Genomic DNA, 13,302 nt, shown 5'->3' with positions numbered 1-13,302 from the left:
CCCGGACCCGTCGGCTCAGTGCGCCGTGACGCCCGCCCGCGCCTTCAACCGGCGCAGCTCGTCGGCCGACATCAGCCAGGTCGAGTTCGTCGCGCCCAACCCCAGGAGCACCTGGTCGAAGGCGTTCCCGTCGTTGTCGTCGGTGTAACACAGGCTCACCTCGCCCCATGGCGACGCGGCGACGGCCAGATGCTCCTGCCGACCCGTGGTGGTCTGGCTCAACGCCTGGGCCGCCAGCCGACCGGTGGAGGTGCCGTCCGGGTTGAGGCCGCGCGCCCAGACGTCCGGGTTGGCGCCCGACACCGTCCAGCCCACCACCACGTTGTCCTGGTCGTCGATGCCGACGCCGGGCGCGACGGCCCCGGTCCCGGTGGAGACCTGGACCTCGTCGTGGCGGGCGGTGCCGGTGGCGGTGAACGACCGCGCCCAGACGCCTCGGGCGCCGGTGTGGTCGGATTCCCACCCGACGGTGAAGTCCCCGGCGACGTTCGCCGCGACCGACGGTCGCTGCTGCTGCCCGCCGCTCTGCGCTTTGGCGGTGCGCCGCGACAGCGCCACCGCGCCGGTGGACCGGGCCAGGCGGGTCAACCCGATGTTGTACGAGCCGTTCGCGTCGGCGTCCTCGTCCCACACCACGAGCGCCTCGCCGGTGGCGGACACCGCCACGTCGGGGCGGTGGTGCGAGCCGGTGGTCTGCGAGGCGGTCACCTCGTACGCCTTGGTGGTGGCCGCGGTGTAGCCGGCGGCCTTGACGGTGGCCGGAGCGGTCCCCTGGACGTCCTCCCAGACCACCGTGAACCCGACCGCGCCGCTGGTCGGCGCGCCGTCCGGGTCGAGCGCCACCTTCGGCCAGATCTGCTGCCCGGCGTCGCTGGCGTTGGCCTGCCCCGAGGCGAGCACGGCGCCGCTCGACGACACCACCCGGTACTGGATGTTGTAGACACCGTTGCCGTCGCCGTCGGCGGCCCAGACCACCACGGCGTTGCCCCGGTCGTCGAGCCCCACGTCGGGGCTGATGTGCCGCCAGGCGGCCCCGCTGGTGCCCCCGCCGGAGAGCTTCACCTCGTACGCGGGCGTGCCGTCGCGAAACAGTCGCAGGTAGATCTCGCTGTGGGTGTCGTCCTCGGGCGCGGTGCTGTCCCGGTCGTCCTCCCACACCACGGCCACCTGGCCGTTGCGGTTCATGGCGATGCCGGGCAGGTCCTGGTCACCGGTGGCCACGCTGTTCGCGGTGGTCCAGGTGATCGCCTCGGCGGTGACCGCGATCGGGGCCGGTGCCAGGCTCGGGAGCAGCAGGGAGGCGGCGAGCAGTGTCGTGAGTGCGGTCATTGTGGGTCTCCTTCTACCCGGCCTGGAGGCCGGGCTGGCCGTCGAGGATGACGAACGAGCGGGCCGTGGCCGCCGCGGCGCCGTGCTCGGTCACCGTCTGCACCGTGCGGAAGTCCGCGCGGACCTGGCTGCGGCTGATCGTGGTCCGCACGTAGCCACGCCGGTCGGAGTAGAACTTCAGGTGCGGGTTGGCCGCCGCGTTCGGGACCGTGGTGCTGCCGCTGCCGTTGCCGGTCGAGGTGATCGAGGTGCAGACGAGTTCGGTGCCGATGGTGGCCGAGGCGGGGTTGGCGTAGTCGGCCTTGAGGTCGTTGGCCCACGACCGGTGCACGTCGCCGGTGAGCACCAGCGGGTTGCGCACTCCACGCTGCTGCCAGCCGGTCTGGATCCGACTGCGGGAGGCCCGGTAGCCGTCCCAGGCGTCCATGCTCGCCGCCCCGTTCGCGTCGAGCTGTTGGGCGAAGAAGACCTGCTGGCCGAGGATGTCCCAGGTGCCGTAGCGCTGGGCCAGCCCGTCGAGCAGCCACGCCTCCTGGGTCGCGCCGGTCAGGGACCGGGAGGCCAGGTCCGCGTCGGCGCAGACCTTCCAGCCGTCCCCGCACGCCTGGTCGTCGCGGAACTGCCGGGTGTCGAGCAGGTGGAAGGTGGCGAGCTGTCCCCACCGGATGCGCCGGTACAGCGGGATGCTGTTGCCGTTGGCGGCGGAGGCCGGCCGCAGCGGCATGTTCTCGTAGTAGGCCCGGTACGCGGCCGACCGTCGGGCGGTCCACTGCGCGGCGGTGAGCGTCGGGCTGCTGTCGTTGCGGACCATGTTGGCGTAGTTGTTCTCCACCTCGTGGTCGTCCGGCACCACGAGCCAGGGTGCTGCCGCGTGCGCCGCCTGCAGGTCCGGGTCGGACTTGTAGAGCGCGTACCGGCGGCGGTAGTCGGCGAGCGACACGATCTCGGCGCCGACGTGCTGCCGCACCGTGGAGGTGCCGACGCCACCCTCGTAGATGTAGTCGCCGAGGTGCAGGATCAGCCCCGGGTTGTCCTCGGCCATCCGCCGGTACGCGGTGTAGTAGCCGGCCTCGTAGTGGGCACAGGAGGCGAAGGCCATCACCAGGTCGCGGCCCACGGTGCTGGGCGCCGGGGCGGTCCGGGTCCGCCCGACCGGGGAGATCTGGCCCTGCGCCCGGAACCGGTAGTAGTAGTCCGAGTCGGCGGCGAGCCCACCGGCGATGGCGTGCACGGAGTGCGCGTCGGCGTAGCGGGCGGTCACCGAGCCGGAGGCGACGAGCGAGGTGAACCTGTCGGTGGTGGACACCTGCCACTCGACCGTCACGTCGGCGTTGGCCATGCCGCCCTGCCCGTCGGCGTTGAGCGGAGACGGTGCCAGCTTGGTCCAGAGGACCACGCTGTCGGGCGCCGGATCACCGGACGCCACACCGAGTTTGAAGGGATACGGCACCGCGGCGCGGGCACCCTGGCGGGGGGTCACCGCGATTCCGGCAGCCACCAGTCCACCGAGGACGAAAATGCGACGGCTCAACCTTGTCATGGTCAACAGCCTTGAGAACGTCGATGAACGGCGATGGGTGTGGCGCGTAATCCCGCATGACGGGAGGCTGTCCGCGCCAAGGCGGGCAGGTGTCCGGACCGCCGGCAGCCGGACCGTCAGGTGAGCGGCGCCGGGGACTCCGCGCCCGGGATCGTCAGTGTCGGCGTCGCGGACCCGTCGGCCGGGACACTCCAGACGTCGGGCTGGCCGTCGCTCTGGCGTCTCGTGTAGGCGAGTGTGCCGCCGTCCAGCCAGGCGGCCTGGTCGTCGACGCTGCGCGTCTCGGCGGTCGCGGTGACCCGCATGGTCGCCAGGTCGAGGACCGACAGCCGCCAGCCCTTCGCCGGGTCGGCGTCGATCGCCTCCTTGAAGGCGATCCGGGTGCCGTCGGGTGACAGCGACGGGCACTCCACGTTCTCCCGCACCGTCTCGACCGTACGGGCGGCGACGTCACCCCGGACGAGGTAGCGCTTGCCCCCGGTGGACATGGTCGCGTAGAAGCGGTTGTCGTCGGCGGTGAAGGTGACGCCCCAGTAGTTGACGTCCGGGCTGCGGTAGCGGCGTCCGTCCCGGGTGATGGCGAACTCTTCGAGCGTGTTGATTGTGGCGCCGGTGGTGGTGTCGAGAATCCCGGTGCGGGTGGAGAAGCCGCTGGCGGTGTAGGAGTCGCCACCGACGAACGTCGTCCAGGAGACCATCCGGCCGGAGGCCGACACCCGGGCCCGGTTCGGCAGACCCGGCACGCCGACCGCCCGCGTCTGGCGCAGCGCCGCGTCGAGCACGACGACCTCGTACGACCAGGCGGTCTCCGGTCTCAGGCAGACGCCGGTGCCGCCCGCGGCGTACGCCCGCAGGCATTCCACGCCGGAGACGGTGCGGGGCCCGGTGGGGTCGGCCGTGGCGACGGTGGACAGGTGCCGGTCGGTGATGGCCAGCAGGCGCGGACCGGGCGTCAGGGTGACCACCTGGTCGCCGGTGGCGGCCGGCGGCGTCCGGGCAGGTTCCGCCGCCACGGCCACGTAGCCGGCTGCCACGCTGCCCAGCAGCACGGCCGAGGCGACCACCACGCCGAGTTTCGCTCGGGTCGACAACGCAGTCATCGGGGCACCCTCCGGGTGACGAGACGGGACGGGGCGGTCAGCAGGAGCAGCGTGCCGACCAGGACGCAGGCGACCGCCACGGCCGCCGCGCGGATCGCCGCCTCCGGCCCCCAGGCCTGCCAGCCGAGACCGAACAGGATCGAGGAGACGAGGTACGCGAGGGCCTGCCCGGTCTGCACCAGCGCGATCCCGGTGGTCCGCAGCCGCGCCGGCAGCACCGGTCCGGCGAGCGCGATGAGCACGCCGTCGGTGGCGGCGTAGAACGCGCCGTACAGCCCCAGGGTCAGCACGATCAACGGCCAACCGTCGACCGGACCGGCCAGCAGCAGGTACGTGGCACCGAGCGCGGTGTAGCCGCCGAGCACCACCGGCAGCCGGCCGATCCGGTCGGCGAGGACGCCGAGCGGGGCGGCGAGCAGCAGGTAGGCCAGGCTGGTCCCCACCGCGAGCAGGGGGAACCAGCGCAGGCCGAGGTCCTCGCGGCGTTGCAGCAGCAGGTAGACGAAACCGTCGCCGATGGTGGCCAGCCCGAGCATCGCCGCGGCCAGCACGAGCCGGCGGGCCGGTCCCCCGCCCAGCAGGCCGAGCGCCTCCCGGACGGTGACGCTCGGGTCGTCCGGGCCGTCCGTCGCCTGCTCGGCGGGGCGTTCCCGGACGAAGAGCACGAGCACGACGACGGCCAGCGCGGCGACGCAGAAGCTGGTGACGAAGACCGCGTCGTACGACTGCCCGACGACGAGCAGGACCGCGAACGCGGCGAGCGGTCCGAGGAACGCGCCGACGCTGTCCATCGCCCGGTGCACCCCGAACGCCCGACCCAGCGCCTCGGGTGGCGTGGAGAGCGTGATCAGCGCGTCGCGTGGTGCGCTGCGCAGTCCCTTGCCGAGGCGGTCGACGGCGATGACGCCACCGATCGCCGGTATCGACCGGCCGGCGAGCAGCAGACCGAGCTTCGCGACCGCCGAGAGGGTGTAGCCGATGCCAGCGATCAGTTTGCGCCGCCGGAACCGGTCGGCGGCGAACCCACCGACGACCCGCAGGAGCGCGGTGGCGCCGGTGTGGACGCCGTCGAGCACGCCGAAGGCCACCGGGCTGAGTTGGAGGCCCAGCACCAGATAGAGCGGTAGGACGGCGGCCACCATCTCGGCGGAGACGTCGGTGATCAGGCTGACCGTGCCGAGTGCGACGACGTTGCCGCTGACCAGGGCGAGCCGTCGACGCCGGGGCCCCGGTGCGGGCGGGTCGGCGACCGGTCGGGAAACGGTCGACAGGTACACGAGCATCTCCTCGGGTCGACAACTGCCGGCCAGCCATCGTCCGTACTCGTCGCGAAGGGCACAACGGACCGCGCGTGGCAGCCGGGCGAGGCGTGGGTGAACGTGCCGCGAACATCGAGGTGTTTGCCTGCCGGGACGTGGTGTTCATCCACCCGTCGCCCGCCGGTCCATCGACCTTCCTACATTCCGTGGGCTTCACACCCGCAGCGAAGGAGTCCTGGATGGATATTCGATTCCCCCGTCCGCCGATCACGACGGGAGCGGTGCTGGTGCTCGTCGCCGCGACCGCCGCCGTCGTCGGGGTAGGCGCCGACGCGGCGTCGGCGGCGAGCGTGACGTTCACGCCGGTCGCGGACACCTACGTCCAGAGTGACGCGACGTCCACCAACTACGGCACGTCCACGCAGATCGTGGTCGACAACTCGCCCGTGCGCCGCTCGTTCCTGCGTTTCACCGTGAGCGGTGTCAGCGGCACGGTGACAAGCGCCAAGGTGCGACTGCGCACGATCAGCGGCAACAGCGGCAGCGACGCCGGTGGCACGTTCCGCCGGATGTCCAACACGACGTGGTCGGAGACCGGCACCACCTGGGCCAACCAGCCGACGATCGACGGGGCCACGCTCGGCACCATCGGCGCGGTCAGCGGCAACACCTGGTACGAGGTCGACGTCACGGCCGCCGTCACCGGCAACGGGACGTACAGCTTCGGTGCGACCTCCGCCAGCGGCGACGGCGCCTACTACGACACGCGCGAGAGTGGCGCGGACGCCCCGCAACTGGTGGTCACCACCGGGACCACCACGCCACCGGAGTCCGGGGACCCGGTGTTCGTGGGGGCGGGCGACATCGCCGACTCCGGCTCCGGCGACAGCGCCACCGCGACGCTGCTCGACAGCATCCCGGGGACGGTCTTCACCACCGGCGACAACGTCTACGACAGCGGCACCGCGTCGCAGTTCGCCAGTTACTACGAGCCCACCTGGGGCCGGCACAAGAGCCGTACCCGCCCGTCGCCGGGCAACCACGACTACAACACGTCGGGCGCGACCGGCTACTACAACTACTTCGGTACGTCGGCCGGCCCGAGCGGGCGCGGCTACTACTCGTACGACCTCGGCAACTGGCACGTCGTGTCGTTGAACTCGAACATCAGCATGTCGGCCGGATCCACCCAGGAGCAGTGGCTGCGGGCGGACCTGGCCGCCAGCGGCAAGCCGTGCACGCTCGCCTACTGGCACCACCCGCTGTTCACGTCCAGCTCCAACCACGCGCCGTCGACGTCCACGCGCCCGCTGTACCAGGCGCTCTACGACTACAACGCCGACGTCGTGGTGTGGGGACACAACCACGTGTACGAGCGCTTCGCGCCGATGAACCCGTCCGGTGGCGCCGACACCAGCCGCGGCATGCGCAGCTTCGTCGCCGGCATGGGCGGCGCGGGTCACTACGGCTTCGGCACCATCCAGCCCAACAGCGAGGCGCGCAACAGCTCGGCCTGGGGAGTCCTGAAGTTCACCCTGCACTCCAACAGCTACGACTGGCGGTTCGTACCGGTAGCCGGCCAGACCTACACCGACAGCGGCACCAGCGCCTGCCACTAACTCCACCCACCGACGCAGGGTGCCCCCTGCCCGCGAGGCGGGCAGGGGGCACCCTCGTACCGTCAGGACGTCAGCGGGCCGTGCCGGCCCGGCGCTTGTTGTAGACGTCGAAGGCGACCGCGACGAGCAGGACGAGGCCCTTCACCACCGACTGGGTCGACTGGTCGATACCCATCAGCTGCATGCCGTTGCTCATCACCGCCATGATCAGACCGCCGACCATGGCGCCCACCACGGTGCCCACGCCGCCGGTGACCGCCGCGCCGCCGATGAAGGCCGCGGCGATCGCGTCCAGCTCGAACATGTTGCCGGCGGCGGGCTGAGCGCCGTTCGACCGCGAGGAGTAGATGACACCCGCCACCGCCGCCAGGAAGCCCATGTTGACGAACATCCAGAAGTTGACGGTGCGGACCTTCACCCCGGACAGCGCCGCCGCCGACAGGTTGCCGCCGATCGCGTAGACCTGGCGACCGAAGACGGTACGCCTGGTGAGCAGGCCGTAGACCAGCACCAGAACCGCCAGGATGATCAGCACGATCGGCAGGCCGCGGGCGTGCGCCAGCTGCCACGCGAAGTACATGATGACCGCGCCGACGAGCACGACCCGGGCGACGAACAGCGGGAACGACTCGACCGGCTGCTGGTAGCGGATACGCGCCACGCGGGTGCGGAAGCCACTCACCGCGTACCCGGCCACGGCCACGGCGCCGATCAGCAGCGTGAAGGCGTCGAAGCCCTGCCCGCCGAGCAGCCCGTTGAGGAAGCCCGCCGCGACCTTCTGGTACTCCGCCGGGAACGGCGACAGCGAGATGTTGTCGAGCACCCGCAGGGTGAGACCCCGGAACAGCAGCATGCCGGCCAGGGTCACGATGAAGGCCGGAATGCCGGCGTACGCCACCCAGAAGCCGTGCCACGCGCCGACCGCGACGCCGACCGCGAGCGCGGCCACGACGCCTACCCACCAGGGATAGCCCTGCTGGATCACCAGGACGGCGGACACCGCTCCGGTCAGCGCGACGACCGATCCGACCGACAGGTCGATGTGCCCGCCGATGATCAGGATGACCATCCCGATCGCGAGCACCAGGATGTACGAGTACTGCAGGACGATGTTCGTGATGTTGCCGGGGCTCAGCAACACCCCGTCGGTCAGGACTGCGAAGAGCGCGACGATGACGACCAGGGCGACGTAGATCCCGCTCTGCCGCAGGTTGTTCAGCACAAGCGCCCGCAGGTCGTTCGTGCCGCTGTGCAGAGCGGCCGCGGGTGTGCTGTCCGAAGGCGCCGGGCTCTCCGTCGGGGGGGTCTTGATGCTGGTCACGCCACGAGCTCCTTGTCCTTTGTCATCAGCTCCATGAGGCTCTCCTGAGTCGCCTCGGCCACCGGCATCTCACCGGTGATCCGGCCGGCGGCGAGGGTGTAGATGCGGTCGCACATCCCGAGCAACTCCGGCAGCTCCGAGGAGATGACGATCACCGCCTTGCCGGCGGCCACCAGCCGGTTGATGATCGTGTAGATCTCGTACTTGGCGCCGACGTCGATGCCCCGGGTGGGTTCGTCGAGGATCAGCACGTCCGGGTCGGTGAACAGCCACTTCGACAGGACGACCTTCTGCTGGTTGCCGCCGGAGAGCTTGCCGACGACAGCCATGACGCTCGTCGTCCGGATGTTCATCTCCCGCCGGCTGTCCTCGGCGACCTTGATCTCCTCGTTGCCGTTGACCCAGCCCAGGCGGGACAACCGGTCCAACGCGGCGGCGGACACGTTACGGCGGACGTCGTCGATGAGGTTGAGCCCGTACCTCTTGCGGTCCTCGGTGACGTAGGCGATGCCGTTGTCGATCGCCTCGGCGACGGTGCGGGCCTGCACCTCGCGACCGCGCACGAAGAGTCGGCCCCGGATGTCACGCCCGTACGACCGGCCGAACACGCTCATCGCCAGCTCGGTCCGCCCCGCACCCATCAGGCCCGCGATGCCGACGACCTCGCCGGCGCGGACGGACAGGGCGACGTCCTCGACGACCATCCGGTCCTGCACGGGGTGCCGCACCGTCCAGTCCTCGATCCGGAGGACCTCCTCGCCGGGGGACGACTCGCGGTCGGGGTAGAAGCTGTCCAGGTCGCGCCCGACCATGCCGCGGATGATCCGCTGCTGGGTCACGTCGTCGGAGCGCATGTCGAGGGTCTCCACCGCGCGCCCGTCCCGGATGACGGTGGTCGTGTCGGCGATGGCGGTGATCTCGTTGAGCTTGTGCGAGATCATGATGCAGGTGATGCCCTGGTCGCGGAGTGCCCGCAACAGGTCGAGCAGGTGAGCCGAGTCGACGTCGTTGAGCGCGGCCGTCGGCTCGTCCAGGATGAGCAGGCGCACCTTCTTCGACAGCGCCTTGGCGATCTCCACCAACTGCTGCTTGCCGACGCCGAGCTGGATGACCGGGGTGACGGGATTCTCGTGCAGCCCGACGGACGCCAGCAGCTTCGCCGCTTCGGCGTTGGCCAGGTTCCAGTCGATCAGCCCGAGGCGGCTGCGCCGCTCGCTGCCGAGGAAGATGTTCTCCGCGATCGACAGGTACGGCACCAGGGCGAGCTCCTGGTGGATGATGACGATGCCGTTGGCCTCGCTGTCGCGGATGCCACGGAACTGCATCGGCTTGCCGTCGAAGAGGATCTCGCCGTCGTACGAGCCGGACGGGTAGACGCCGGACAGCACCTTCATCAGGGTGGACTTGCCGGCGCCGTTCTCACCACAGATGGCGTGGATCTCCCCGCGGCGCACTGCGAGGGTGACGTCCTCCAGCGCGATCACGCCGGGGAAGGTCTTGGTGATGCGACGCATCTCGAGGATGGTGTCGTCCATTGTCACTGTCCTCCGTCAGGTCTGGACACGGTACGCCCAGACGTCGGGCCCGGCGATGACCGCCGGGCCCGACGATTGGCTTACTTCTTGGCCTGACCGGCGGCGACCTCTTCCGCCGTCCAGTAGCCGGAGTCGATCAGCGCGGTCTTGATGTCGTCCTTGTAGACCGTGACGATCGGGAGCAGGTACGCCGGGACGACCTTGACGCCGTTGTCGTACGTCTTGGTGTCGTTGGCCTGCGGCTCCTTCTTCTGCAGGAACGCCTCGGCGGCGTTCACGGCCTGGTCGGCCAGCAGACGGGTGTCCTTGAAGACCGTGGAGCTCTGGACCCCGTCGTTGATCAGCTTGATCGAGGCGATCTCGGCGTCCTGGCCGGTGACCGGCGGGAGCTTCTTGGCGGCGGTGCCGTAGCCGGCGTTCTGCAGGGCGGTGATGATGCCCCGGGAGATGCCGTCGTACGGCGACAGCACACCGTCGACCTTCGAGCCGTCGTTGTAGCTGGAGGTCAGCAGGTTCTCCATGCGCTTCTGCGCGGTCTCCTGCTGCCACCGCAGGGTGGCTACCTGCTCGGGGGTGGTCTGCTTGGACTTGACGACAAGCGTACGGCTGTCGATGAACGGCTTCAGCGTGTCCATCGCGCCACCGAAGAAGTACTGGGTGTTGTTGTCGTCGAGCGAGCCCGCGAAGAGTTCGATGTTGAACGGACCCTTGGCCGTGCCCTTCGAGCCGTCCTTGTTCAGCAGGCCGAGACCGACGAGCAGCCCGGTGCCCTGGGCGACGCCGACCTTGTAGTTGTCGAAGCTGACGTAGAAGTCGACGTTCTTGCTGCCGCGGATCAGCCGGTCGTAGGAGATGACCGGGATCTTCGCGTCGGCTGCGGCCTGCAGCTGGCTGCTGAGCGCGGTGCCGTCGATCGCCGCGATGATCAGGACGTCGGCGCCCTGAGTGATCATCTGGTCGACCTGCTGCGACTGGGTGGGGATGTCGTCGCCGGCGTACTGGAGGTCGACCTTGTAGCCCTTGGCCTCAAGCTTCGACTTCACCGCGTTGCCGTCGGCGATCCACCGCTCGGAGGTCTGGGTCGGCATCGACACACCGATGGTCAGGTCACCGGGCTTGTCGGCGCTCTTGTCGTCACCGCTGCCCGCACCCCCGCCACTGCACGCTGCCATACTCAGCGTCAGCATCACACCGCCGAGAGCAACCAGGAATCTCCTGCCCACGGGCCTCTCCTCTCTGGACTCCCCCGTCGAGTGCCGGGGCCAAAACTGTCACCTTTCGGGGTAGTGTTAGCGCTCACATACTGCACGTCAACACCTGATCCGAAATACCGGTGTCACGGTCTCGTAACGGAGGCGTCCCGACCGACCAGGCCAGCGGCCGAACAGGCCCGGACCTGCGATCACGGTGACGAACTGTGACGACGCGGACGGGCGCCCGCGGAGGCCGCCAACGGGGCCAGAACCGCCGCGAACCACCACCGGACCGGCCGGGCCACCGCCCGAGCAGGAACGGCCGCCGGGGCGCAACCGCCGGCAGACGCGACGGTGCCCGCGGACGACGGGTGTCGTCCGCGGGCACGTGGCGGGCGGTCGGATCAGGTGGGCTGCCGCGACCTGGTCGGTCGGGGGACCTGGTCGGCTAGCGCCGCGTCCACCGCTGGTTCGCCGCCCCGGTGCAGGTCCAGAGGAGCACCGTGGTGCCGTTGGCCGTGCCGTTGTTGTTGACGTCCAGGCAGAGGCCGGACTGCGCGTTGCTGATCGTGCCGTTGGTGTTGACGGTCCACTGCTGGTTGGCCCCGCCGTTGCAGTCCCAGATCTGCGCCTTGGTGCCGGGGGTGGCGTTCGGGGGCGCGTCCAGGCACTTGCCGAGCGACTGCAGGGTCTGACCGTTCGCGGTCCAGCGCTGGTTGGCGGCGCCGTTGCAGTCCCAGATCACCGGCTGGGTGCCGTTCGCGGTGTTGCTCGCCGGCACGTCGAGGCAGCGGCCGGAGGCGGCACTGGCGAACGCGCCCGACGTGCTCGGCGGCGGGGTCGTCGTGGGCGGCGGGGTGGTCGTCGGCGGGGTCGTCCCGCCACCGCTGACCCGGTAGACCACGGTGCCGTGCGCCGGAACGCTGGCGCTGATGGTCCCGGTGCTGGAGGCGCTGGCACCGGACCACGCCTCCACGAGCGTGAACGAGCTGCCGGACTTGCCGACGGCGGCGGCGGTCGTCGAGATCGTCGTCGTCGAGCCACCCTGGTTGAACAGGGCCACGGCGACATCACCGTTGGCCAGCCGCTTGGCGAGCACCCGACGGGTGCCGTCGAACGAGACCTGCGCCCCCTGCAGCCCGAGCGAGTCCTGGTTGATCCCGATCAGGTTGGCGTTCTTCAGGATGGTCTGCGTCGCGGCGTTCATGTTCCGGACGTCGTTGCCGGCGATCAGCGGAGACGCCATGATCGCCCACATCGCGAAGTGGCTGCGCATCTCCGTGTCGTTCATCCCGCCACGGCCGATTTCCATCATGTCGGGGTCGTTGAAGCCGCCCGGCCGCGCGTACGAGGCCATCGGAACCGTCACGTTGATGATGTTCTGGATGCCCATCGGGTAGCCGTTGGTCTGCCCGGTGTCCCACGCGTTGGTGATGTCCTCGGTGGTACGCCACATGTTCGCCACGTCGCCCCAGTTGCGCTGCGGGCCGGTCTTGGCGTGGATGCTGTTGGAGTTGATGCTGTAGACGATCGGTCGACCGGTGGCGGCCAGCGCGTCACGCATCTTGGCGAAGGTGGTCACCTGGTCGTTGATGCTGCCCTCCGGCGAGCACCAGTCGTACTTGAGGAAGTCGACACCCCAGGCGGCGAACTGGCGGGCATCCTGCGCCTCGTGGCCGCGGCTGCCGGTTGCCCCGGGGTAGCCGCCGAAGTACTGCGCGCAGGTCTTGTCGACGGGCACCTGGTAGAGGCCGAACTTCAGGTCCCGGGCGTGCAGGTAGTCGCCGAGCGCCTTCATCCCGCTGGGGAACCGGCCGGGGTCGCCCTGGAGGTTGCCGGAGCTGTCCCGATTGGGGTTGAACCAACAGTCGTCGACCACGACGTAGTTGTAGCCCAGGTCCCGCATGCCGCTGCTGACGATCGCATCCGCCGACTGCCGGATCAGAGCTTCGTTGATGTTGCAGCCGAACGAGTTCCACGAATTCCACCCCATGGGAGGAGTGCGTGCCACCCCGTTGTCCAGTGCCTGCGCCACGGGGGCGCGGAGGCCGACCAAAGCGCCGGCGACCAGCACTCCGGCCGCCAGGACGCCCCCCCAGCGTCGACCTCGGGTGATGCGGTTCATCGAGCCTCCTTGTCGGTGGCGCCCGCCCGTGACTACGATCTGACTGGTGGGACGGAAGTTGGACGCCAATTCTTGTTAGCGTTAACAGCGACGTCCATCATGTTACGGCCAGATTTCACGAGGTTCAATACCTCCCCGGCAGTTGCATCGTCGTGCGTCGATGAAAAACGCACAAGCTCGATTGAGCTACGTCTTACCGACTGTGACGGCCCGGATGGCGACGAGGTGAGGTCGGCCCCGAGCAACCGCCCACCGTGAGCGACGCTGGGCGGTGGCGACCT

9 protein-coding genes are annotated in these 13,302 nt (G+C 69.8%); 1 reads left to right on the top strand and 8 read right to left on the bottom strand.

What is annotated here, in order from left to right; genetic code table 11:
* Positions 1–15: 15 nt before the first annotated feature.
* The 4 genes from ACPXBU_RS09100 to ACPXBU_RS09085 all read right to left on the bottom strand — a co-directional run bounded on the left by ACPXBU_RS09100 (position 16) and on the right by ACPXBU_RS09085 (position 5,246).
* Positions 16–1,329 (bottom strand): hypothetical protein, encoded by a 1,314-nt coding sequence (locus tag ACPXBU_RS09100; protein WP_425757703.1) that lies wholly within the window; start codon positions 1,327–1,329, stop codon positions 16–18.
* A gap of 13 nt (positions 1,330–1,342) precedes the next feature.
* On the bottom strand, positions 1,343–2,869 hold the full coding sequence (locus tag ACPXBU_RS09095) for an alkaline phosphatase D family protein (RefSeq protein WP_425757702.1): 1,527 nt from the start codon (positions 2,867–2,869) through the stop codon (positions 1,343–1,345).
* Between the two features lie 116 nt (positions 2,870–2,985).
* Positions 2,986–3,969, bottom strand: coding sequence for a hypothetical protein (locus ACPXBU_RS09090; protein WP_425757701.1), 984 nt, complete (start codon positions 3,967–3,969; stop codon positions 2,986–2,988).
* Entirely contained in the window at positions 3,966–5,246 is a 1,281-nt protein-coding gene (locus ACPXBU_RS09085) for an MFS transporter (RefSeq protein ID WP_425757700.1), read from the bottom strand. The genes ACPXBU_RS09090 and ACPXBU_RS09085 overlap by 4 nt, the downstream gene beginning before the upstream one ends.
* A 221-nt stretch (positions 5,247–5,467) precedes the next feature.
* Between ACPXBU_RS09085 and ACPXBU_RS09080 the strand changes: the two genes are divergently transcribed.
* On the top strand, positions 5,468–6,847 hold the full coding sequence (locus ACPXBU_RS09080) for a DUF7594 domain-containing protein (protein WP_425757699.1): 1,380 nt from the start codon (positions 5,468–5,470) through the stop codon (positions 6,845–6,847).
* Positions 6,848–6,917: 70 nt separating this feature from the next.
* Here the strand turns inward: ACPXBU_RS09080 and mmsB are convergent, their stop codons facing one another.
* The 4 genes from mmsB to ACPXBU_RS09060 form a co-directional block, all read right to left on the bottom strand.
* Positions 6,918–8,168: a multiple monosaccharide ABC transporter permease gene (mmsB, locus tag ACPXBU_RS09075; RefSeq protein WP_393367311.1), complete on the bottom strand. Its 1,251-nt coding sequence runs from the start codon at positions 8,166–8,168 to the stop codon at positions 6,918–6,920.
* Positions 8,165–9,703, bottom strand: a complete 1,539-nt coding sequence (mmsA, locus tag ACPXBU_RS09070) for a multiple monosaccharide ABC transporter ATP-binding protein (RefSeq protein WP_393367310.1) — start codon at positions 9,701–9,703, stop codon at positions 8,165–8,167. The genes mmsB and mmsA overlap by 4 nt, the downstream gene beginning before the upstream one ends.
* Positions 9,704–9,783: 80 nt before the next feature.
* The gene (gene chvE / locus ACPXBU_RS09065) at positions 9,784–10,926 is read right to left on the bottom strand and encodes a multiple monosaccharide ABC transporter substrate-binding protein (protein ID WP_393367309.1); all 1,143 of its coding nucleotides are present in this window, start codon (positions 10,924–10,926) and stop codon (positions 9,784–9,786) included.
* A gap of 418 nt (positions 10,927–11,344) precedes the next feature.
* Positions 11,345–13,021, bottom strand: coding sequence for a glycoside hydrolase family 27 protein (locus ACPXBU_RS09060; RefSeq protein WP_425757698.1), 1,677 nt, complete (start codon positions 13,019–13,021; stop codon positions 11,345–11,347).
* Positions 13,022–13,302 lie beyond the last annotated feature (281 nt).

This window comes from Micromonospora sp. DT231 (assembly GCF_049847025.1).
In the GTDB taxonomy this organism is placed as follows: domain Bacteria; phylum Actinomycetota; class Actinomycetes; order Mycobacteriales; family Micromonosporaceae; genus Micromonospora.
Note: the sequence above shows the minus strand (reverse complement) of the source record. Positions and strands in the feature narration are given on the sequence as shown.

What these genes read in the sequence shown, in the direction of transcription:
- ACPXBU_RS09100 (WP_425757703.1), bottom strand. Translation starts at nt 1,329, where the DNA reads ATGACCGCACTCACGACACTGCTCGCCGCCTCCCTGCTGCTCCCGAGC.
- ACPXBU_RS09095 (WP_425757702.1), bottom strand. Translation starts at nt 2,869, where the DNA reads ATGACAAGGTTGAGCCGTCGCATTTTCGTCCTCGGTGGACTGGTGGCT.
- ACPXBU_RS09090 (WP_425757701.1), bottom strand. Translation starts at nt 3,969, where the DNA reads ATGACTGCGTTGTCGACCCGAGCGAAACTCGGCGTGGTGGTCGCCTCG.
- ACPXBU_RS09080 (WP_425757699.1), top strand. Translation starts at nt 5,468, where the DNA reads ATGGATATTCGATTCCCCCGTCCGCCGATCACGACGGGAGCGGTGCTG.
- mmsA (WP_393367310.1), bottom strand. Translation starts at nt 9,703, where the DNA reads ATGGACGACACCATCCTCGAGATGCGTCGCATCACCAAGACCTTCCCC.
- ACPXBU_RS09060 (WP_425757698.1), bottom strand. Translation starts at nt 13,021, where the DNA reads ATGAACCGCATCACCCGAGGTCGACGCTGGGGGGGCGTCCTGGCGGCC.